20 protein-coding genes are annotated in these 22,014 nt (G+C 63.9%); 15 read left to right on the top strand and 5 right to left on the bottom strand.

The genetic code is table 11. The features are described from left to right. Positions 1-18 precede the first annotated feature (18 nt). The 7 genes from NN662_RS19705 (at position 19) to NN662_RS19675 (ending at position 7,978) form a co-directional block, all read left to right on the top strand. Entirely contained in the window at positions 19-1,044 is a 1,026-nt protein-coding gene (locus NN662_RS19705; RefSeq protein WP_261932123.1) for a TRAP transporter substrate-binding protein, read from the top strand. A gap of 124 nt (positions 1,045-1,168) precedes the next feature. Next, positions 1,169-1,666, top strand: a complete 498-nt coding sequence (locus tag NN662_RS19700) for a TRAP transporter small permease (protein WP_261932122.1) — start codon at positions 1,169-1,171, stop codon at positions 1,664-1,666. 3 nt (positions 1,667-1,669) lie between these two features. After that, a complete protein-coding gene (locus tag NN662_RS19695; protein ID WP_261932121.1) occupies positions 1,670-2,956 on the top strand; it encodes a TRAP transporter large permease in 1,287 nt (428 codons plus the stop codon). Between the two features lie 256 nt (positions 2,957-3,212). Beyond that, positions 3,213-4,043 (top strand): dihydroorotate dehydrogenase electron transfer subunit, encoded by an 831-nt coding sequence (locus NN662_RS19690; protein ID WP_261932120.1) that lies wholly within the window; start codon positions 3,213-3,215, stop codon positions 4,041-4,043. Then, the gene (locus NN662_RS19685; protein ID WP_261932119.1) at positions 4,043-4,978 is read left to right on the top strand and encodes a dihydroorotate dehydrogenase; all 936 of its coding nucleotides are present in this window, start codon (positions 4,043-4,045) and stop codon (positions 4,976-4,978) included. Before NN662_RS19690 ends, NN662_RS19685 begins: the two co-directional genes overlap by 1 nt. Then, a complete protein-coding gene (locus NN662_RS19680; protein ID WP_261932118.1) occupies positions 4,975-6,618 on the top strand; it encodes a hydantoinase/carbamoylase family amidase in 1,644 nt (547 codons plus the stop codon). Before NN662_RS19685 ends, NN662_RS19680 begins: the two co-directional genes overlap by 4 nt. Before the next feature lie 199 nt (positions 6,619-6,817). Then, complete coding sequence (locus NN662_RS19675) at positions 6,818-7,978, top strand: iron-containing alcohol dehydrogenase (protein WP_261932117.1); 1,161 nt, start codon at positions 6,818-6,820, stop codon at positions 7,976-7,978. A gap of 89 nt (positions 7,979-8,067) precedes the next feature. Here the strand turns inward: NN662_RS19675 and NN662_RS19670 are convergent, their stop codons facing one another. From NN662_RS19670 to NN662_RS19660, 3 genes are all read right to left on the bottom strand, one after another. Then, positions 8,068-9,129: a glycine betaine/L-proline ABC transporter ATP-binding protein gene (locus tag NN662_RS19670; protein WP_261932116.1), complete on the bottom strand. Its 1,062-nt coding sequence runs from the start codon at positions 9,127-9,129 to the stop codon at positions 8,068-8,070. A gap of 10 nt (positions 9,130-9,139) precedes the next feature. Then, positions 9,140-10,174 carry an ABC transporter permease gene (locus NN662_RS19665; RefSeq protein WP_261932115.1) on the bottom strand — a complete coding sequence of 345 codons (1,035 nt, stop codon included), beginning with the start codon at positions 10,172-10,174 and terminating at the stop codon, positions 9,140-9,142. Positions 10,175-10,293: 119 nt separating this feature from the next. Then, positions 10,294-11,286: an ABC transporter substrate-binding protein gene (locus tag NN662_RS19660; RefSeq protein ID WP_261932114.1), complete on the bottom strand. Its 993-nt coding sequence runs from the start codon at positions 11,284-11,286 to the stop codon at positions 10,294-10,296. Positions 11,287-11,760: 474 nt separating this feature from the next. Between NN662_RS19660 and NN662_RS19655 the strand changes: the two genes are divergently transcribed. The 7 genes from NN662_RS19655 (at position 11,761) to NN662_RS19625 (ending at position 18,407) form a co-directional block, all read left to right on the top strand. Then, positions 11,761-12,585 carry a class I fructose-bisphosphate aldolase gene (locus tag NN662_RS19655; RefSeq protein ID WP_261932113.1) on the top strand — a complete coding sequence of 275 codons (825 nt, stop codon included), beginning with the start codon at positions 11,761-11,763 and terminating at the stop codon, positions 12,583-12,585. A gap of 12 nt (positions 12,586-12,597) precedes the next feature. Continuing rightward, positions 12,598-13,758 (top strand): Gfo/Idh/MocA family protein, encoded by a 1,161-nt coding sequence (locus NN662_RS19650; RefSeq protein WP_261932112.1) that lies wholly within the window; start codon positions 12,598-12,600, stop codon positions 13,756-13,758. Further along, positions 13,755-14,444 carry a D-lyxose/D-mannose family sugar isomerase gene (locus NN662_RS19645; RefSeq protein ID WP_261932111.1) on the top strand — a complete coding sequence of 230 codons (690 nt, stop codon included), beginning with the start codon at positions 13,755-13,757 and terminating at the stop codon, positions 14,442-14,444. Before NN662_RS19650 ends, NN662_RS19645 begins: the two co-directional genes overlap by 4 nt. Then, a complete protein-coding gene (locus tag NN662_RS19640) occupies positions 14,425-15,465 on the top strand; it encodes a carbohydrate kinase family protein (protein ID WP_261932110.1) in 1,041 nt (346 codons plus the stop codon). Before NN662_RS19645 ends, NN662_RS19640 begins: the two co-directional genes overlap by 20 nt. Positions 15,466-15,482: 17 nt before the next feature. Then, positions 15,483-16,529 (top strand): zinc-dependent alcohol dehydrogenase family protein, encoded by a 1,047-nt coding sequence (locus NN662_RS19635; RefSeq protein ID WP_261932109.1) that lies wholly within the window; start codon positions 15,483-15,485, stop codon positions 16,527-16,529. Next, on the top strand, positions 16,529-17,320 hold the full coding sequence (locus NN662_RS19630) for an L-iditol 2-dehydrogenase (RefSeq protein WP_261932342.1): 792 nt from the start codon (positions 16,529-16,531) through the stop codon (positions 17,318-17,320). Before NN662_RS19635 ends, NN662_RS19630 begins: the two co-directional genes overlap by 1 nt. Before the next feature lie 88 nt (positions 17,321-17,408). Continuing rightward, complete coding sequence (locus NN662_RS19625; RefSeq protein WP_261932108.1) at positions 17,409-18,407, top strand: LacI family DNA-binding transcriptional regulator; 999 nt, start codon at positions 17,409-17,411, stop codon at positions 18,405-18,407. Between the two features lie 22 nt (positions 18,408-18,429). On the opposite strand, the gene NN662_RS19620 is transcribed toward NN662_RS19625, so the two are convergent. Next, on the bottom strand, positions 18,430-19,866 hold the full coding sequence (locus NN662_RS19620; RefSeq protein ID WP_261932107.1) for a PLP-dependent aminotransferase family protein: 1,437 nt from the start codon (positions 19,864-19,866) through the stop codon (positions 18,430-18,432). Positions 19,867-19,971: 105 nt separating this feature from the next. Here NN662_RS19620 and NN662_RS19615 point away from each other — a divergent pair, with 105 nt between their 5' ends. Further along, positions 19,972-20,835, top strand: a complete 864-nt coding sequence (locus tag NN662_RS19615; protein ID WP_261932106.1) for a DMT family transporter — start codon at positions 19,972-19,974, stop codon at positions 20,833-20,835. Here NN662_RS19615 and NN662_RS19610 read toward each other — a convergent pair. Further along, positions 20,832-21,944, bottom strand: a complete 1,113-nt coding sequence (locus NN662_RS19610) for a P1 family peptidase (RefSeq protein WP_261932105.1) — start codon at positions 21,942-21,944, stop codon at positions 20,832-20,834. The two genes, NN662_RS19615 and NN662_RS19610, sit on opposite strands and share 4 nt — an antisense overlap. Positions 21,945-22,014 lie beyond the last annotated feature (70 nt).

The raw sequence follows: 22,014 nt of genomic DNA, 5'->3' as shown, positions 1-22,014 counted from the left end.
AGCAAAGGGGACTGTCGCATGTTCAAGATTTCATCCTTTACCTCCATGCTCGCCGCCTCGGCGGTGGCCGCGGCATTGCTCGCGCCCGCAGCTCACGCCGCCCAGTTCGTGGCCAAGATCGGCCACCTGGAATCGGCCGCCCAGAGCCGTAACGTCGCCCTGGAAAAGGTGGCGGAACTGGTAAAGGAGCGCACCGGCGGAGAGGTTGAGTTCCAGATCTATCCGGCAGGCCAGCTCGGCACCCAGCGCGAAATGACCGAAGGCGTGCAGCTCGGCACGCTCGAAGCCACCATTTCTCCGGCGGCATTCCTCGGCGGCTTCAATCCGGCCATCTCCATTCTCGACATTCCCTATCTGCTGCCCGATGACGACACCAAGTCCGTGGACCTGACCAATGGTCCGTTCGGCAAGGCCCTTTGCGACAGCTTCTCGAGCAAGGGCGTGACCTGCATCGGCCTGTGGCCGAACGGCAAGAAGAACTTCACCTCCAACAAGCCGATCGGCACGCCGGAAGACTTCGCCGGCCAGAAGTTCCGCGTGATGGATTCGAAGATCCTCGTCGACCAGTTCAAGTCGCTTGGCGCACAGGCCAACCCGATCCCGTTCGGTGAACTCTACACCTCGCTGCAGACCGGCGTCGTCGACGGTGAGGAAAATCCGTTGGATACGATCAAGAACATGAAGTTCTACGAGGTCCAGAAGTATCTGCTGGTCTCGAACCACGGCGCGATGGAAGACGTCATCCTCTTCAACCCGACGTTCTGGTCGAGCCTGCCGGAGAAGGACCAGAAGATCATCACCGACGCCTTCCAGGAAGTCATTCCCGAACTGGTCGCCCACAAGAAGGCTGCCGTCACGGCCGCGCTTGAGACCATCAAGGAAGCCGGCGTGGATGTGAAGGTCGCCTCCGACGAGGAAAAGGCCAAGCTGCGCGAGATCATGTATCCGGCCGCCAAGGACGCCTATGTCGCCCAGACCGGCGAAGAAGGCCAGAAGCTGATCGACCTCTATGAGGCCGAGTACAAGAAGGTTGCCGGCCAGTAAGCCTGCCGCCTGACCGGGCGCTCAACCGGGCGCCCGGCAGCACACGTCAGATCCGACGTGACCTCTGCCACCAGATCCCGCTAAGATCCTCCACCGCATGTGACGGTTGAGATGGAGATTTCCCATGAGCATTGCCGATGTGCTTCGCCGAATCGAACGCACGGTCATCGTGACCATTTTCATCGTGATGGTCTGTCTCTATTTCGGAAGCGTTCTCCTGCGGGAGTTCGGCGGGACGGCCGCTTCCGACTTCGGCTGGCTGGAAGAGCTGGTGTCGCTTCTCAACCTCTATCTCGTCTTCCTGACGGCCGGTCTGGCGCTTGAGCGCGGACGCCAGGTCAGCGTCAACTCCTGGCGCGACGCGATCGCGGCGAAGACCGGGCTGCCGTTGCGCAAGATCATCGACTTCACCGGCTTCGTGATGTCCATCTACCTGGTCTGGCTGGGCTGGAAGATGTGCACTTTCGTGCTCGCCATGGGACAGCGCAATCCCACCCTCGAAATCTCCACCGCATGGCTTTACGGCGCACCCACTGTGGGGTTCGGCCTGCTTGCCCTGCGGTTTCTCTTGAGCGGCCTCGGCCGGTTCGACCGCTTCAGCGCCACTGCCGGGGAACACTGATCCATGCTGACCCTTCTGCTTATCGCCTTGCTTGCCGTGGTGCTTCTCGTCTGCGGCTTTGAGATGTTCCTGGTGCTGGCGATCCCGGCCATGCTGGTCAAGTTCGCCTTCTATCCGACGTTGCCGGATCCGGTCGTCGTCCAGCGTCTGGTCGGCGGCATCGACCACGAGACGCTGCTTGCCATCCCGTTCTTCATCTTCGCCGCCGAGCTGATGGGCGACGGCCAGATCGCCAGCCGGCTGACCGGCCTGATCGGCGCCTTTCTCGGCCATCTGCGCGGCGGCTTCGGCTACACGACCATCGGCGGTTCCATGGCTTTCGGCTCGGTCTCGGGCTCGGCGCCGGCAACCGTTGCCGCCATGGCGAACATGGTCTACCCGGAAATGCGCAAGGCGGGCTTCAGCGAGCGCTTCACGCTGGGCCTCATCGTATCGAGTGCTGAAACCGCACTGCTCATTCCGCCATCCATCACCTTCATCGTTTACGGCTGGATGACCGGCACGTCGATCGCCAAGCTGTTCATCGGCGGCCTGTCGGTCGGCGTCGTGCTGGCGCTTGCCTTCACCGTTCTGGTGGCGATCGAAAGCCGCCGTTCCGGCATCGCGCCCGGCCCGAAACTGTCGTGGAAGGAGCGACTGATCGCCGTCCGCCGCGCTGGCTGGGCGCTCGGCATGCCGATCATCATTCTCGGGGGCATCTATAGCGGTGTCTTCACGCCGACCGAAGCGGCCGCCGCCAGCGTCGTCTACGCGGTGCTGATCGAGGGGCTGGTGTTCCGTACGCTGACCTTCACCAAGCTCTTCCGCCTGACGGAACGCGCGGCGATCTCCACCTCGATCATCTTCATCCTGCTCGCGGTCGGCAGCATCCTGTCCTACTTCATCACGTTGGCGCAGATTCCTGCGGCGATCACCACTTTCCTCGCCGAAAGCCATGCCGGGCCGATCACGTTCCTCATCGCCGTCAACGTGCTGTTCCTGATTGCCGGCATGTTCATCGATCCGAATTCGGCGCTGCTGATCCTCATCCCGCCGTTGTTCCCGGCGGCGACCGCGCTCGGCATCGATCCGGTGCATCTCGGCATGATCGTCACGCTGAACATCAGTCTCGGCATGATCACGCCACCCTTCGGGCTCGATATTTTCGTGGCCGCCTCGACCTTGTCGAAACCGGTCACGACGATCGTCTCGGGGGTCTGGCCGTTCATCATCGCCAACCTCGTGGCGCTTCTGATCGTTACCTATGTTCCGCAGATTTCGCTCTTCCTGCCGACGCTGTTGATGCGCTGACCTTCGGGTCGGCGCATCGCAATACGGATACAGTTGTCACATTATTCTCAATAATGAGAATCTTATTGACGAGTGAGAATTACGTCGTTATCCTCTGTTTTTAACTCCTAAAGCAGGGAGCCGACGATGACAGATCCGACAGAGACAGCGCCTTTGAAGCGACGACGCTAGGCGCGGCCAAGCTCACCATTTCCATCAAATCTCAGTTCACGAGACCGCCCCGACCGGGGTGGCGGATAGGCTTTCTGTTTCCATCATGTTGAAAACCAATCACGAATTGTCGTCCCGTCCCGCATTCCCGCTGCATCAGCGGACCTGCGAAGTGAAGGTCAATGATCCGGTCAACAGCCAGTATCGGTACCTGGTCGTCTCCGCGCCCGACGAGCTGCTGGATTGCGAGCCTGGCCAGTTCTTTCATCTCCTCTGCGAGCCGGAGGGCGACGACCAGCCGTTCTTCCGCCGTCCGATGAGCATTTACGGTTTCGACCGGGATCGCGGCGAACTCTCCTTTCTCTACAAGGTCACCGGCGCCGGAACACGGTCGCTCGCAAGCCTTCGGGCCGGAGATGGCCTCGACGTTGTCGGTCCGCTCGGCGTCGGCTTCACGCTGCCCGAGGACATGACGCATCCACTGCTCGTCGCCCGCGGCGTCGGGCTGGCCACACTCGCCCCTCTTGCCCGTGCGTTCCGGCAGCGCGGGGTCAAGACGACGGCAATCTGCAGCGCCCGCTCGGCCGACCTGCTGATGTCGGTCGAACTCTTCGAGGCGCTGGGCGTCCGGGTCATCCCCGTCACGGATGCGGATGGAAACTCCGGCACGGGGGCCATCGAGGCTTTGATCGAACGCCTCGTCGCGGAAGAGAAAGTCGACGGCCTCTACACCTGCGGCTCGAAACGCCTGACGACACTGCTTAAGCGCGTGAGTAGCTCGCACGGCATCTTCGGCGAGGTGGCGCTGGAGCAGCACATGGCCTGCGGCGTCGGCGTCTGCCAGGCCTGCGTCCTGCCGTTCTCGCGCGACGGCAGGACGCAGGATCTGCGTGTCTGTCGCGACGGACCGGTATTCAATCTTACGGAGGTATTGTGATGGCTGACCTGAGGACACGCATCGGCTCGCTGGAACTGCAGAACCCGATCATGCCGGCGTCCGGCACGTTCGGCATCGAAATGGCCGACATCTTCGACTTCGACCTTCTCGGCGCGCTGGTATTGAAAACGGTCACGCCGCATATGCGCGCCGGCAATCCGGTCCCGCGGGTCTGCGAGCTGCCGAACGGCATGCTGAATTCCATCGGTATCCCGTCGAAGGGCGGCGACTATCTCGTCGATCGGATCATCCCGCAGTTCTCGGCGTTCAAGCCGCCGCTGGTCGTCAGCATTTCGGCCAATTCCGCCGAGGACTTTGCAAAGTTTGCCAGCCGCATCAGCGTCGCCGGCGTCGATGCGATCGAAGCCAATATTTCCTGCCCCAACATTGAAGACGACGGCCATGCCTTTGCCATGAGCACGACGGCCACCCACAAGGTGATCGCGGCCATGCGCAAGGCGACCGACCTGCCGATCTGGGCGAAGCTGTCGCCCAATGTCGGCGCACCGGCGGACATCGCCCGGGCCGCGGAAGACGCGGGGGCCGATGCACTTGTCGCGACCAACACCATGCTCGGCATGGCGATCGACGTGAAGAGCGGTAAGTTCAAGCTCGGCAATGTCATGGGCGGACTGTCCGGGCCGGCGCTCAAGCCGATTTCGCTGCGCGTCACCTATCAATGCGTGCGGGCCGTCTCGATCCCGGTGATCGGCTGCGGCGGCATTTCGACGGTCGACGACGTGCTCGAATACCTGATGGCCGGGGCGGCCGCCGTTCAGGTCGGAACCGCCAGCTTCATCCATCCCATGGCCATGCCGGACCTCATTCGCGGCCTCGACGAGCGGCTCGATGCGGAAGGTTGGGAGACTGTCTCACGCGTCAACGGCATGCTGGCGCAGCGCCGGGAAGCCGCCAATGTTCTGGAGTATGCATGATGGGCATTTTGAAGGAGATCGATACCGCGGCAGTCCTTGACGAGGACAAGGCCTTCGCCGAAATGCTGCTCGACACCGTCGCCACCATGAGCGCGGATGTGGAGGGTGTCAGCCGTCCGGCCTTCTCCGACAAGGAGACGGAGACGCTCGAATATCTGCGCGAGACCGCGCTTGAGGCCGGTCTGGTCGCACACTACGACATCGGCCGCAATCTCATGGTCTCGCTGCCGGAAGATGAGGGCGCCGAACAGTTCGCGCTGATCGGCTCGCATGTCGACAGCGTGCCGCGGGGCGGCAATTTCGATGGTCTCGCCGGCGTCGTCGCCGGGCTTGTCTGCCTTACCCGCGCCCGCCGCGAAGGCCAGCGGTTTGCGCGTCCGGTGAAGGTGATCGCCATGCGCGGCGAAGAGAGCGCCTGGTTCGGGCCTTGCTATATCGGCTCGAAGGCCCTGCTCGGACGACTCTCGGCTTCCGAGCTTGCGGCGAAACACCGGAAGGACGGCCGAAGCCTGGAGGCGCACATGCAGGCGACCGGCCTCGACATGGGCAAGGTCCGGGACGGCACGCCGTTGATCGATACCGCGTCGATCCTCGAATATCTGGAACTGCACATCGAACAGGGTCCGGTTCTCGTCAAGCAGGACAAGCCCGTGGCGATCGTCACCGGCATTCGCGGCAACTTCCGCTACAAGCGTATTCGCTGCACCGGCGAAAGCGGCCATTCCGGCGCCGTGCCGCGCGCCTATCGCCACGATCCGGTTCTCGCCATGGCGGAGCTGATGAGCCATATCGACGAAAGCTGGAAGAAGATCTGCGACGAGGGCGGCGACCTGGTCGTCACCAGCGGGGTCGTCTCCACCAACGAGGCGACGCATGCGCTGTCTCGTATCCCGGAGACGGTGGAGTTCAGCCTCGATGTCCGCAGCCAGAGCAAGACGGTGCTGGAACGCTTTCACAAGCTGATGCTGGCGGAAATCGGACAGATCGAGAAGGCGCGGGAGGTGCGTTTCGATCTCGGTGACGCCATGTGGACGGAGCCGGCCGATTGCTCGCCGCGCGTCACGGCGGCCATGGCAGGGGTTGCGGACAGCGCCGGCATCCCCTACGTGCTGATGCCTTCAGGGGGAGGTCATGACGCGGCCGTATTCGCACAGAGCGGCGTGCCGGCCGGCATGATCTTCATCCGCAACCGCAACGGTTCGCACAACCCGCAAGAGGCCATGGAAGTGGACGACCTTCTGCTTGCGACGGATGTGGCCTATCGATATCTTTGCCAGCCTGCAGCAAGCCAGACGTCCCAAACTGGCGGAAGGAAAGAAGTCTCGATGTTTCAGCAGCTCATTCAAGTCATCCCGGAACGGGGCCATTCCGTCGACGGTTTCCGCATCGTTGCGAACAAGGCCTTCCAGATGGCAGCCGAAGATTCCGCCAATGCCGTCGGCTATTTCCTGCTGGCCGTCGAAGCGGATCGCTGGGCCACCGAGCATTACGAGCAGGCCATTCTCGGCTCCGAAGGCGAAAAGGAATTCGAGCGGCTGTCGGCTTTCGCAGCTGCCCTCGACAAGGCCTATGCCTCAGGCGATGCGAACGCCAAGCTCGAAGCGGTTTCCGACCTCGCCCGTCAACTGGCCGCCGGCTGACGCCGCACTTCGCAGCATGCTGGCTCGGCGCCGGATCTCGTGCCGTGTCGACCCTTCCTGATGATTTCGATCGCATATGCGCCGATCCGCCATTGCAAGGACCGCGGTCCTGCCTGCAAAGTGCGGACGGCGTTTTGCGTTTCGGGCCGCGGGAGAGCGTGGCGGTCCGGGCGCATGAGGACACGGCGAGGAGACATGCATGACCCCTTTCATATTCAACACGACGTCGCAGATCGTCTTCAGGCCCGGTGCATCGGCGGAGATTGGCGATCTCGTGCGCAAGACGTTTGGCGAGCGCGTTCTCTTCGTCACCGATCCGGGCCTGAGGGCGCTTGGCCTGTGTGATCCGGCGCTGGGGTCGCTTGCCGCTTCCGGAATGGTCGTTTCCACATTCGATGCCGTGGAGGCCGACCCGTCGCTCGCCACCGTCGAGGCGGCCGTCGACATGGCAAGGGGAGCAGGGGTCACGGGCGTGATCGGTTTCGGCGGCGGTTCGTCGCTCGACGTCGCCAAGCTGGTTGCGCTGCTGTGCGGGTCTGGTGAGGATATCGACGGCGCCTGGGGCGTCGGCAATGCTAAGGGGCCGCGCCTGCCGCTGGTTCTGGTGCCGACGACGGCGGGAACGGGGTCCGAGGTCACCCCGGTCTCGATCATCACCGTCGGCGGTGACGAGAAGCGTGGCGTCTCCTCGCCGGTCATCCTGCCCGACATCGCCATCCTCGATGCCGACCTGACGCTCGGCCTGCCGGCACACATCACCGCCGCGACAGGCGTCGACGCCATGGTGCATGCGATCGAGGCCTATGCGTCACGGAACGCCAACAACAATCCACTGTCGAAAATGCTGGCCCGCGAGGCGCTCAGGCTGCTGGGCGCGAATATCGAGAAGGCGGTCTTCGACGGCGGGAACCGCGAGGCGAGGGGGGCGATGCTGCTGGGCTCGATGCTGGCGGGCCAGGCGTTTGCCAATTCCCCCGTGGCCGCCGTGCACGCATTGGCTTATCCGATCGGCGGCATTTTTCATGTTCCCCACGGTCTTTCCAACGCGCTGGTATTGCCGCATGTGCTGCGCTTCAATGCGCCGGAAGCCGCGTCTCTCTATGCGGAAATTGCCGCGGACGTCTTTCCCGATCTCGTCCTGGAACAGGGAAGCCAGGGAAGGTGCGCGGCCTTCATCGACCGGCTTGCGGCCCTGTCCGCCAAACTCGGCCTGCCGTCGCACCTGCGCGAGGTCGGCATCGGTGAGGATCAATTGCCGATCATGGCGCGTGACGCGATGAAGCAGACACGCCTGCTCGTCAACAATCCGCGCGACGTCGGCGAAAGCGACGCTCTGGCGATCTACAGGTCCGCCTGGTAGGATCCGTCCCGCATTTCTGCTGCGCTGATAGGCCAACGGGCCGGCTGGTGACAGCCGGCCCGTCAAGGTCGCACAGCGGCGACCTTCCCCTATTCGGCCTGGACGCGCGGCACCAGGGCGCGCATGATCGCCCGCATTTCCAGCGTGCCAACCGGTTCGCCGTTGCGCATGACGCGGTAGCGCTTGTCGAGCGCGCCCTCGGCTTCGCCGATCACGCTTTCCAGATTGCTGTCGTGGTCGATGTCGCCGGAGAACTCGCCGTCGATCGCGCCCTTGCTCATGACCGAACGGACCCGCAGCACGCGGGCGCGGTTGATGTCGGCGACGAAGTCCTCGATGTAGGGATCGTTCGGATTGAGCAGGATGTGCTGCGGCTCGCCCTGCTGCACCACCCTGCCGTCCTTCAGGATGACCAGATGGTCGGCAAGCTTCAGCGCCTCGTCGAGGTCGTGGGTGATGAAGACGACGGTCTTGTGCAACTCGTCCTGCAGTTCCAGGAGGAGGTTCTGCATGTCCGTGCGGATCAGCGGATCGAGGGCAGAGAACGCTTCGTCCATCAGCATGATTTCCGAATTGGACGCCAGTGCGCGAGCAATACCGACGCGCTGCTGCATGCCGCCGGAGAGCTGATGCGGATACTGGTTGCCGTAGCCGCCGAGACCCACCCGGCTCAGCCATTTCTTGGCCTCCGCCTCGTATTCGTCACGGCTGATACCGCGGGTGGCGAGCGCCATGGCGGCGTTCTCCATGACCGTGCGGTGCGGCAGCAGAGCAAACTTTTGGAACACCATCGACATGTGCTTGCGGCGGAGATCACGGAGCCGGGATTCGTTCCAGGTCAGGATATCCTCGCCGTCGAACAGCACCTCGCCGGCCGTCGGCTCGATCAGGCGGTTGAGGTGGCGGATGAGCGTCGATTTACCGGATCCTGACAGGCCCATGATGACCGTGATCTTGCCGCTGCGGATGTCGACATTGATGTCGTTCAGTCCCAGCACGTGATTGGTCTGCTTCAGGAGTTCGGCCTTGCCGATGCCGTCTCTGACCTGATCCATCACGCCTTGCGGGTTTTCGCCGAAGATCTTGTAGAGATGGCGGATCGAGACCTTGACGTCGTTGGTCTTGTTCATCGTTGCGTCGTTCGTTTCCATGCTCATCTCCTCAGCGCTGTGCCTGGCTGGCGTCGATGCGGGCGAGCGCGGCCTTGGTGACGCGGTCGAGCGCGATCGCCAGGACGACGATGCCGAAGCCGGCGATCAGGCCGACGCCGAGTTCCAGATTGCGGATGCCCCTGAGAACGAGGACGCCGAGACCCGGTGCCGAGACCAGCGATGCGATGACCACCATGGCGAGGCTCATCATGATCGTCTGGTTGACGCCGGCCATGATGTTGGGCAGCGCCAGCGGGATCTGCACGCCGAAGAGCTTCTGCCTCGACGTCATGCCGAAGGCGTCGGCCGCCTCGATCACGTCACGGTCGACCAGCCGGATGCCGAGGTCGGTCAACCGGACCACCGGCACGATGGCATAGAGAATGATCGCGATGCCGTAGAGCTTCGGTTCAGTCACCGAGAACAGGAAGATCAGCGGGATGAGATAGACGAAAGGCGGCAGGGTCTGCAGCATGTCGAGTATGGGTATGACGACGCGTTGCAGCCGGTCGCTGCGCGACATGGCGATACCTATCGGCACGCCGATGATCACGCAGACGAAGGCGCAGACGAAGATGATCGCCAGCGTCTGCATGGCCTCGTTGTATTGGTCGACGAAGGCCAGCAGGCCGATGATGACTGCGACAAGGCCGACGATCTTCCACGAACGCGTGACGAGCCAGGTGATGGCGAAGAACACCGGCATGATGATCCACCACGGCGTATGCGTCATCACCCAGAGCATGTCCTCCAGCGCCCAGCTCAGCGGCTGGGTCAGCGGATCGACGACCACGCGAAGGATGTCGCGGATGTCGAGAAAGCCTGCTTCCAGGCCCTGGGTGAGGTCGCGTGACTGCGGGATGGCCTTGCAGGCGTCGTGCAACGCATTGAGCGAGGGAAAGGGCGTGTTCCAGAGCGATTCCGTCGTGCCGCCGCCTTTCGTCTTCGCCAGAAGATCCGCCATCGACATCGGGGCTTTTTCCGCCCCGCCGTCACACCATGCCCTCAGACCGAGCGCGTTGAAAAGACCGTCATATGTTGCCATTCATCCTCTCGGGCCGATCCGGCCCGCCTTGTCCTCTTTGAAGGGGTTTTACAAAACACAACGAACGGGGCCGTGGCCGACCCCGTTCGAAAAGGGCGCAAGATCGCGCCGCCAGATCATCACTGGCTGAGCAGCTTGCTCAGGTTTTCCTTGGCCGAATCGTTGATCCAGCCGGACCAGACGTCCGGGTTTTCGGTGATGAAGTGAACGGCGACCTCTTCGGCCGACGCCTTGTTCTCGTCCTGCCAGGCGAGCAGCGAGCTCATGGCGGAGGTCTTGAACGTCATCTTGCGGAAGAATTCGGTTTCCGCCGGGTGCGTCTTGGTGAAATCCTTCGTCGCCGAGGTCAGGATCGGCGCGGCCGGGAAGTCGGAGACCTTCGGATCCGGGGCGTCGGCGTTCTGCAGGTTGGCGAAGGCTTCCTCATTGTAGTCGCCGAGCTTGACGCGGGTCATGTCGTACTTGCCCATCGGCACGGTCGGACCCCAGTAGTAGCCGAACCACGGCTTCTCGTCGGTGACGGCCGAACCCATCGAGGATGCCAGCGTTTCGCCGGAGCCGTGATTGAAGACCTTGATGCCAGAGGATTCGAGGTCGAGAGCGCGCACCAGATTGTCGGAAACAACGCGGCAGCCCCAGCCGTCCGGGCAGTTGTTGAAGCGATTGCCGACCCAGTCGGGGTGCTTCATGACGCCTTCGATGGTCGTCAGCTCGGGGTGTTCCTTGGCGAGGTAGGTCGGGATCCACCAGCCTTCGACGCCGCCCGGATCCAGAACGCTGGCGAGCCGAACCATGGTGCCGTTCTTCTCGAGCTTCTTGTAGGCGTCGCCGGCCGAATTCAGCCACAGGTTGGTCACCACGTCCGGTTCGCCGTTTTCGGCAACGGAGGTGATCGCGGGGATCGTGTCGGACTTCACCAGGCTGACCTTGCAGCCATAGCCCTGTTCCAGGAGGAACTTGGCGATGTTGGTGGTGACTTCGGCTGCGGCCCAATTCATCTGCGCGATGGAAATCTCGCCGCACTTTTGAGCGTCGCCGTCCTGGGCGCTTGCTGCGGCCGGCATCGCGAAGATGGCGGTCAGTGCAGATGAGATGAGTAATAGCTTGCGCATGGGTGTTCTCCTTTTCAGGGACTTTCGGGAATTGGAAGACCTGCTCAACCGGTCAGACGCAGCGATGCCGCGAAATCAGATGGTCGTGCGGCAAACGTATATCTGCTCGCTTTTTCGGTTTTATGTCAGGCATGGGCGCTCTGCTAACACGTCATGACCGATAGTGCAAACTTATCTGCCACATTTCTATGTATTTAGGATCCGCTGGCGCGGGAACTATACTGAAATATTGATCGATATTGCTATTTATTCATATTTGTTTGGTTCGCATTTATATAGATAAAATCAAGTATGCCGCAATTATGTTTACTTGATATTTCTTGAGTAAAAATTTCTGATAGGCGGGGAGTCGGCTGCTGACCTCCGGAGAGATAGCTTTCGCCGAAATATGGAAACGATACCACATTTTGATTGACGGCCGGGGCGTTTAGCAAATATGAATGTGGAACCGTTACCACATGAGGAATTTTCCAGATGAAACAAGCGCGCTTGAACCGACTTTTCGGCACCTCAGGAAACTGCTTCGACGTTGCCATCGATCACGGCATGTTCAACGAAAAGACGTTTCTTGCCGGCATCGAGAATATGGAGAAGGCAATCCGGATCATCGCCGACGCCAATCCCGACGCCATTCAGTTGCCGCCGGGCACCGCGAAGATCCTGCAGTCGATCCCGGGCAAGGCCCGCCCGGCGCTGGTGCTGCGCACCGACATCGCCAACATCTACGGCAATCCGCTGCCGTCGGCGCTGTTTTCGGAGGTCATCGACCGGCCGGTCGAGCAGGGCGTCGTGCTGGATGCGGCCTGCGTCGTCGTCAACCTGCTGATGCTGCCCGACCAGCCGGAGGTCTATCGTGCCTGCGTGCGCAACGTGAACCTCCTGAAGCGCGAATGCGAGATCTACGGCATGCCGCTGATGGTCGAGCCGCTGGTCATGCAGGACAATTCCAAGGGCGCCTACATGGTCGACGGCGCGATCGATAAGATCATGCCGCTGGTGCGTCAGGCGGCCGAACTCGGCGCCGACATCATCAAGGCGGACCCCTGCGACAATGTCGAGGAGTATCACCGCGTCATCGAGATCGCCCAAGGGCTTCCGGTGCTGGTGCGCGGCGGCGGACGGGTCTCCGACAACGAGATTTTGACCCGCACGAAGACGCTGATGGAGCAGGGCGCGCGCGGCATCGTCTATGGCCGCAACGTCATCCAGCATCCCAATCCGCGCGCCATGACCAGCGCGCTGATGGCGATCGTCCACGAGCAGGCGTCCGTCGAGGCCGCATCGGCCCATCTGGCATAAAGGAGACGGCCCGTGAGCACATCCCGCAAGACAATCCGTTTCGGCATCATCGGCTGCGGCCTGATGGGCCGGGAATTCGCCAGCGCCGCGGCGCGCTGGATCCATCTCGCCGACGCCAGGGCGGTGCCGCAGATCGTCGCCGTGTGCGACACGAATGTCGCGCTGATGGAATGGTTCTCCGACAACGTGCCGGGCCTTGGCCAGACGACGACGGACTTCCGGGAGCTGCTCGCCAATCCGGATGTCGATGCCGTCTATTGCGCTGTGCCGCACAGCCTGCATGCCGACATGTATCCGGAGATCATCCGGGCCGGCAAACATCTCCTCGGCGAAAAGCCGTTCGGCATGGACCGCAACCAGAACCTGGCGATCCAGGCGGCCCTTGCCGAGCATCCGGAGGTTTTCGTCCGCTGCTCGTCGGAGATGCCGTTCTTCCCGGGCGCCCAGAAGGTGATCGACCTCATTCGCAGCGGTGATCTCGGCGACATCATCGAAGTCGAAGCCGGCTTCCTGCATTCCTCTGACATCGACCCCGGCAAGGTCATCAACTGGAAGCGGATGGAGCACGTCAACGGCGCCTATGGCTGCATGGGCGACCTCGGCATGCATGTGCTGCACGTGCCGCTTCGCCTCGGCTGGCGGCCGTCGAGCGTGCATGCACAGCTGACGAAGATCGTGCGCGAGCGGCCGGACGGCAAAGGCGGCATGCTGCCTTGCACGACCTGGGACAATGCGACGATCTCGGCGCGCGTCGAGGCCGACGGCAAGGATTTCCCGATGGTGCTGAAGACCTGGCGCATCGCGCCCGGTGAATCCAACACCTGGTACATCCGCGTCCTAGGCATGCGCAAGAGCGCCTTCTTCACCACCAAGTCGCCGCGCCAGTGGCAGTGGATGGATTACACGCCGGGCGGTCTGCAGGCCTGGTGCACGGAAGACCTCGGCTACAATTCCGTCTTCCCGACGCTGACCGGCAAGATCTTCGAGTTCGGCTTCACCGATGCCATCCAGCAGATGTGGGCAGCCTTCATCGACGAGCTCTGCGGCGGCAATGCCAATGGCTTCGGCTGCGCCACCCCTCAGGAAGCGGCCGATCACCATGCGGTGCTGACGGCGGCGCTTCAATCCGGGCGCGAGAACCGCGTCGTTGCCGTGGAGTATGGCGCGCCATGAAGCGATCCGAGATCAACCGTGCGCTCAAGGGCGCCCTCGACCTTGTGAAGACCCATGGCTGGCATTTGCCGGCCTGGGAGGGATGGTCGGACGAGGACCGACGGCGGGATCCGGTTACGGCCGGCTTTCTCGTCGATCATCAGATGGGCTGGGACGTCACCGATTTCGGCCTCGGTAATTTCTCCTCCTGCGGGCTCACGCTGTTCTGCCTGCGCAATGGCCGCGCCGGCGAGCCGGGCGAGCGCACCTATGCCGAAAAGCTGCTCTTCGTCGGCGAGGGCCAGCTGACCCCGGCTCACCGCCACAAGCAGAAGACGGAAGACATCATCAACCGCGGCGGCGGCATCCTTGTCATGGAATGTGCGCCTTCGGACGAGGCCGGCCGGGCGGTCGACGCGCCGGTAACCGTGCTCGTTGACGGCACACCGCATCACCGCGACGCCTGGCAGCCGATCGACCTTCTGCCCGGCCAGAGCATCACTCTGGAGCGCGGCATCTATCACCGCTTCTACGCCAAGCCGGGCCACGGGCCGGTGCTCGGCGGCGAGGTCAGCGAAGTCAACGACGACAACACCGACAACTACTTCCTGGAGGAGGTTGGACGTTTCGCGGCGATCGAGGAAGACGAGGCGCCTCTGCGGCGCTTGTGGAACGAGGAGCTGTCGCGTGTCGAACGAGGCGCCTGAGACGAAGAGGGGCATCGCCTGTGCCGGAAACTGGATCGTCGATGTGGTGCACACCGCATCGCATTGGCCGGACAAGGGCGATCTTGTGCGGCTCTCCGGCCGGCAGATCGGCGTCGGCGGCGGTGCGGCGAACGTTCTGACCAATCTTTCCTCCTTCGCCGCTCCGTTCCCGCTGGCGGCGATCGGCGCGATCGGTCCCGACCCGCATGGCGACCTCATCCGCGCCCACTGCGAAAAGCTGGGCGCCGACACATCCGCACTTCGCACCGTTTCCGCTGCCCTGACGGCCTATGACGAGGTCATCAGCGTGCCGGGCGACAGCCGGACCTTTTTCTATCACGGCGGCGCAAACGACCTGTTCGAAGCCGAAGACGTCCCGGTCGAAGGCCTCGCCGCCAAGGGCTACCGCATTTTCTACATCGGCTACCTGATGCTGCTCGGCCGGCTCGATCGGCTGGAGCAGGACGGCAGGACCGGCGCGTCGCGCCTGCTGGAACGTGTGCGCGCCTCCGGCATGATCACCTGCGTCGACCTCGTTTCCGATGCCAGCCCGGAGTTCGCGGCGATCGTCGCGCCGTCGCTGCCGCATTGCGACTATCTGATCGTCAACGAGATCGAGGCCGGGCGGGCCGCCGGCATCGGTGTCCGCTCTGCCAACGGTGCTCTTATGCGCGACCGTCTGGCGGAGACCGCCGGAAGCTTGATCAGGGCCGGCGTCAAGCGGGCCGTCGTGGTGCATGCGCCCGAGGGTGCGCTGTGGACGCCTGTCGAAGGTGAGCCGATCTGGATCCCGTCGAAGCCGGTCAACCCCGCGGACATCGTCAGTCCGGTTGGCGCCGGCGACGCCTTCTGCGCCGCCGTCGTCTACGGCATTCACGAGGGCTGGCCGATCCGGAAGACCTTGAATGCCGCGCACCTTGCGGCTGTCGCCTGCCTCGGCGGCGCGACCGCCACCGACGGAATTCCCACCATGGGGACATTGCTGCAGCGGCTTGAAGCGGGCGATGATACGAAGAATTGAAGCAGGGAGGATCGAGAATGAAGGCACTGTTTCTGGAGGATGTGGGCAAACTGACCCTGCGCGACGTGGACAAGCCGGCACCGGGGGAGGGCGAGCTTCTGGTCCGCGTCGAGGCCTGCGGCATCTGCGGCACCGACCGGCATCTCTTCCTCGGCGAGTTTCCCTCGAAGCCGCCGGTCACGCTCGGGCATGAATTCGCCGGCATCATCGAAGCGGTGGGGGCGGGCGTGACCGGGTTTCGGCCGGGAATGCGGGTGACGGGCGATCCGAACATCGCCTGCGGCCGCTGCTCCGCCTGCCATCAGGGCCGCGTCAATCTCTGCCATAATCTGCAGGCGATCGGCATCCACCGCAATGGCGGTTTTGCCGATTATGTGATCGTCCCGGAAAAGCAGGCGTTCGAGCTGCCGCTCTCCTTGCCGCCGCTGCATGGCGCCTTCTGCGAGCCGCTGGCCTGCTGCCTGCACGGCGTCGATCTCGCAAGGATTGAGGCCTGCGCTTCGGCGATCGTCATCGGCGGCGGCGTGATCGGTCTGCTGGTGGTGCAGCTGGCGCGGCTTGCCGGCGCGACGAAGGTGGTGCTCATCACCCGCAGCGAGGCAAAGCGCAGGCTCGCCGAGACGCTCGGTGCCACGGCGACGATCGACCCGACGGAAGGTGATGTGATTGCCAATATCGTTTCGGACGGCGGTCTCCTGCCGGGTGGCGCCGATGTCGTGTTCGAATGCGCGGGCCTGAAGGAAACCGTCGAGCAGGCGCCGAGGCTCACCCGCAAGGGCGGCATGACCGTCATCCTCGGTGTCTTGCCAAGCGGCGAAAAGGTCGAGATCGAGCCCTTCGACATCCTCTTCCGCGAGGTCAGCATCGTCACGTCCTTCCTCAATCCCTTCACGCACCGCCGCGCGGCCGACCTGATTGCGTCTGGCACCGTCGTCGTCGAGCCGCTGATCAGCCGCCGGATCGGCCTCGATGACGCCGTGGGCGCGATTTCGAGCCCGCCGGCCGGCGGCGAGATCCGCACGCTGGTCGTGCCTGATCATTCGAAGACAGGGAGCGTCGCATGATGGCCGATGAGCAGGTATCCGGTCCCGTGGCCGGCAAGGTCGCGATCGTTACCGGTGGCGCGAGCGGCATCGGGCGGGCGGTCTGCGAGCGCTTCGCGAGAGATGGCGCAAGGGTGGTGGTCGCCGATCTCGATCAGGGCGCCTGCGATGGTGTTGCAAGCGAAATCGGCTCGCAGGCGATCGGCGTGGCGCTCGACGTCACCCGGCAGGAGAGCATCGATGCCGTCGTCGCCCGCACTGTCGAATGGGCGGACGGTATCGACATTCTCGTCAATGCGGCAGGCATCTACGAGGTCCAGTCGATTCTGGACATGTCGCGCGAGCGCACCGCGAAAGTCTTCGCCGTCAATGTCGACGGCCTGATCTTCATGACCCAGGCCGTCGCGCGCCGCATGGTCGAGCAGGGACGCGGCGGGCGCATCATCAACTTCTCCTCGCAGGCCGGACGGCGCGGCGAGGGCCCGGCGGTCGCCTACTGCGCCACCAAGGCCGCGGTCATCAGCATCACCCAGAGCTGTGCGCTCGATCTGATCCGCCACGGCATCAACGTCAACGCGATCGCGCCGGGCGTCGTCGACACGCCGATGTGGGACGTGGTCGATGCCAAGCTCGGTGCGCTGGAAGGTCTTCCCGCCGGCGCGGTCAAGGCGCGCGTCGCCGCCGCGGTTCCGGCCGGCCGCTTCGGCGCGCCCGCCGAGCAGGCGGCAATGGCGGCGTTCCTCGCCGGTCCCGACGCCGCCTACATCGTCGCCCAGTGCTACAATGTCGACGGCGGCAATGTCATGAGCTGAGGGGGACGAAGGTGTGGTTTTGGTGGATTGCACTTGACGGAGCGGGCCGTCGTTCCGCTATAGCGGGAGTGAGGTCACAGGAGAGCCGATGGCAAGCATCAAGACCATAGCCAAGCTGGCGGGTACGTCGGTCACTTCGGTTTCGCGCGTGCTGAACAACAACGGCTATGTCTCCGCCGAAGTCCGCCAGAAGGTCGAGGAGGCCATGAAGGCGGCCAACTACCGGCCGAGCAGCGGCGCACGCGTTCTGCGCAGCGGTCGCAGCCAGCTGGTCGGCGTTCTCCTGCCGACGCTCGACGTACAGTTCTTCGGCATTCTCGCCCACACGATGGAACAGGCGCTGTTCGACCTCGGCTACCAGACCTTCATCTGCAGCACGGCCGAAAGCGGCGAGCACGAGAGGCGCTACATCGCCATGCTGCTCTCGCAGCGCGTCGACGGCGTCATCGTCGCCAGTGCGCTCGAGGAATTCGAGCACTTTGCCGAGTTCAAGGCGCACAATGTCCCGATCGTCGCCCTCGACCGTGACCTGAACGGTCTCGAAAGCGAAAAGGTCGCGGTCGACCACGAGCTTGGCGGACGAATGATGGCCGAGCACCTGATCGGGCTTGGCCACAAGCGCATCGCCGTCATCGGCGCGCCGGCCCACAGCCAGCCGATCCGCCGCCGTGTCGCCGGGATCACGGATGCCCTTGAGAAGGCCGGCCTGAAGCCGCTGGCGATCGAACTCGGCGACACCCACAATTTCAACGAGGCCTATCGGCTGGCCAATCTGGTTCTGGGCCGATCCGAGCGGCCGACCGCGATCATCGGGACCACGGATATCGCCGCGATCGGCGCCATCCATGCCGCGCATGACGCCGGCCTTTCCATCCCGGGCGACATCTCGATCATCGGCTTCGACGACATCCCCTCGGCGGCCTTCGTCCTGCCGCGGCTTACCACCGTCGTGCAGCCGATCCGCGATCTCGGCCGCAGCGCGGTCGCGCGTCTGCACCGGCTGATGTCGGGCGACGAGACGATCGTCGATCCCGGCGTTCCTCCCTTGCGGCTGGCGCTGCGGGAGACGACCGCCCCGCCGCGGTGACTGTCGGCGCGCGGCGTATCCGTCAGGCGGTCATGCCGGCGCTCGGCGATACCGTCTCGCTTTTCATGGCGTCGGCAAGCACCCTGTAGATCAGATCGTCCGATGATTGCGCGACGTTGAAGCGCAGGAAGCTGCTTGCGGAGCGTGACAGGCTGAAGGCGTTGCCGGGGGCGAGCACGATGCCTTGCGCCAGGGCGTAGCGCGCGATGGCGGAAGCGTCTGCGCCATCCGGCAGCCTGCACCAGACGAACATGCCGGCGGACGGCTCCAGCCAAGGCGAAACTCCGAGCGTCGCCAGCCGGCGGATCGTTTCCATCATGGCGCGCGACAGCCGCGTGCGCAGTGTCTCCATGTGCTTGCGATAGCTGCCGTCCTTCAGCACGGCGAGCACCAGCTCCGCCGACAGGTGGCCGCCGCCGAACGATGTGGCGATCTTCAGGTCGGTCAGTCCGTCGATCCAGTCGGAAGGGGCGGCGATATAGCCGCAGCGTACCGAAGCCGACAGCGTCTTCGAAAAGCTGCCGATATGGACGACGCGGTTGAGGCCGTCGAAAGCGGCCAGCCGAGGCGCGCGCTGGTGTTCGAAGTCCGCAAAGATGTCATCCTCGACGATGGTCGTGCCGAATTGCTCGGCAAGCTTCAGCAGCCGATGGGCGGTGACCGGCGAAAGCGTCGCGCCGGTGGGATTGTGAAGCGCGGAATTGGTGATGTAGAGGCGCGGCCGATGCTCGGCGAGCGCCTGTTCGAAAAGGGCCACGTCCGGTCCGGTCGGCGTGTAGGGAACGCTGACGATGGTCGCGCGATGTGCGCGCAAGAGGGCATGGAAGTTGAAGTAGCACGGGTCGTCGACCAGCACCGTGTCGCCCGGCTCCAGCAGCAGCCGGCAGAGGAGATCGATCGCCTGCGTGCCGGATTCCGTCAGCATGATCTGGTCGGGCGAGGCCTCTATGCCGTATTCGCCCATCCGCCTTGCCAGCAATTGCCGGAGGGCCGAAAGGCCGAGCGGTGTGCCGTAGTCGGTCAGCGTCGCGTCGTCGGCGCGGGCGAGTGCGCGCAGCGACCGGCGCAAGCCCGCTTCCGGCATCCAGTCGGGCGGCAGCCAGCCGCAGCCGGGCTTCAATATGTCCGCGCCGGCTTCCAGCGATTGGCGCGATACCCACAGCGGGTCGATCTGGCGGTCAAGGCGCGGGCCGATATCGGCGAGCGACAGTGGCGCCAGCGGGCTGCAGACATAGAAGCCGGAGCCGGGCCGCGCGCGGATGATCCCGTCGGCGGCCAACCGCTCATAGGCTTCGACCACCGTCGAGGTGGAGACGCCCATCGCCTTTGCGAAGGCGCGGACGGAGGGCAGCTTCGCGCCCGGCGTCAGCGTGCGCGCCGAAATCCGCTGGTGGATCGTGGCCATGACGCCGTCGATCAACGTTTCACCCTTCGCTAGGCCGATCGGCATCTCGTCCATCTGTATTGCCCCATGTGCCAGTACAGTTTTTCAAAATTGTACTGCATTGCATCTGGTCGCGCCAGATGCGGCCGACGATAAGGCGACGAACAACGGAGTGCAGTGATGGACAGGACGGCAAGCGGCTGGGTCAACGGATTTTTCGGCATGCTCATCTTCAGCGGCTCGCTGCCGGCAACGCGGGTGGCGGTGATGGATTTCGACCCGGTCTTCCTCACCACGGCGCGTGCTGTCATCGCCGGGTTGCTGGCGGCGGCGCTGCTGCTCGTCCTGAAGGAGAAGCGTCCTGCCCGCGGCGATCTCCTCTCTCTGGCCATTGTGGCATTCGGTGTGGTCGTCGGCTTTCCGCTGCTGACGGCGCTGGCGCTGCGCCACATCACCTCGGCGCATTCGCTCGTCTTCATCGGTCTGCTGCCACTCGCCACCGCGACCTTCGGCGTATTGCGCGCCGGTGAGCGGCCACGTCCGGCCTTCTGGATCATCTCCTGCATCGGCAGCGCCATCGTCGCGGGCTTTGCCCTGTCGCAGGGTGTCGCCGTATCGCCCGTCGGCGATCTCTTGATGCTCGCCGCCATCGTCGTCTGCGGTCTCGGCTATGCGGAGGGCGCGGCGCTGTCGCGCAAGCTCGGCGGCTGGCAGGTGATCTCCTGGGCGCTGGTGCTCGCGCTGCCGTTCATGCTGTTGCTGTCGCTGACCCATCTGCCAACATCGCTTGCCGCCATCGGCGGACAGGCTTGGATCGCGCTCGGCTATGTCTCGCTCTTCAGCATGCTGATCGGCTTCATCTTCTGGTATCGCGGCCTGTCGCAGGGCGGCATCGCCGCCGTCGGGCAGCTGCAATTGCTGCAACCCTTTTTCGGGCTCGCGCTGGCCGCCGGCCTGCTGCACGAGACCATCAGCCCGCTGATGATCGTCGTCACGATCGCGGTGGTGCTGTGCGTTGCCGGCGCGCGCAAGGTCGCGCGCTAGAGGCCGAAGGCCCGCTTCAGGGCGCCGTGGTCGAGGGCCGAGACGTGATGGCCGTGCTTGCCGGTCATCGGCTCTGCGGCGACCATCGCGTTGAGGACGGCTTCCTCGACGGCTTCGACTGCGGCCAGATAGAATGGGTCCAGATCGTCGTTCGACAGGGCGTCTATCCTGAGGCGCGGCGGCTCGGGGAGCTGGCCGGGATCGTTGGCGGTCGAAAACGCCACGAAGATATCGCCGGAATTATTGCCGGACGGGGTGCCGCCGCGGCCGATGCCGATGGCGGCGCGCCGCGCGAGGCGATCGAGCTGGCTCGGCATCAGCGGCGCATCGGTCGCCAGGATGACGATGATGGAGCCCCGCTCGCGTGAGAAGACGCAATTGTCCGGCATGTCCTTGCCGACCGGCTTGCCGCAGACGGTCAGCCATGGTCGGAGCCCGTGATTGGCCTGGACGAGCGCGCCAACGGTAAACGTGCCGTCGCGATGCGCGACGAGCCGCGAGGACGTGCCGGTTCCACCCTTGAATTCGTAGGCGATCATGCCCGTGCCGCCACCGACCGAGCCTTCCGCGACCGGGCCGTCAGATGCGCTGTCGATTGCCGCGCGCACATGCTCCTCGCGGACGTGAAAGCCGGCAATGTCGTTCAGGTAGCCGTCATAGGTCTCGGCGGCGATCGGCAGCACCCAGATGTCCTCGCCGACCTTGTCCGGAAACGTCTCGGCCATGTAGCGTGCCGTTGCGTGATGGGCGATGCCGACGGACAGCGAGTTGGTGATGGTGATCGGACCGGTGAACCAGCCGGCTTCCTTCAGCCAGTGGATGCCGGTCATCTCGCCATTGCCGTTCATCGAGAAGGCGCCGCCCCAGATCGGGTTGAGCAGCTTGTCCGGCGTTCTCGGCAGAATGGCGGTGACGCCGGTGCGCACCGGCTTCGGACCGTCGTCATGAATGAGCGTGGTCAGGCCCACGGTTACGCCGCTAACATCGGTGATCGCGTTGTTGGGTCCGGTCGCGCCGGAGAGCGGCAATCCAAGGCCGCGGGCGCGGGGACGTCCCGTCGGACCGAAATGGGCGGCGAAGGCCGGAGTGCCTGCTTTTTCATGCGTCATTGCCGTATTTCCGATCATTATTCCAGCAACTGCCCATATGATAGGCAGTGAACATTTTTTTAACAATGTT

This window comes from Rhizobium sp. NRK18 (assembly GCF_024385575.1).
Classification (GTDB): domain Bacteria; phylum Pseudomonadota; class Alphaproteobacteria; order Rhizobiales; family Rhizobiaceae; genus JANFMV01.
Note: the sequence above shows the minus strand (reverse complement) of the source record. Positions and strands in the feature narration are given on the sequence as shown.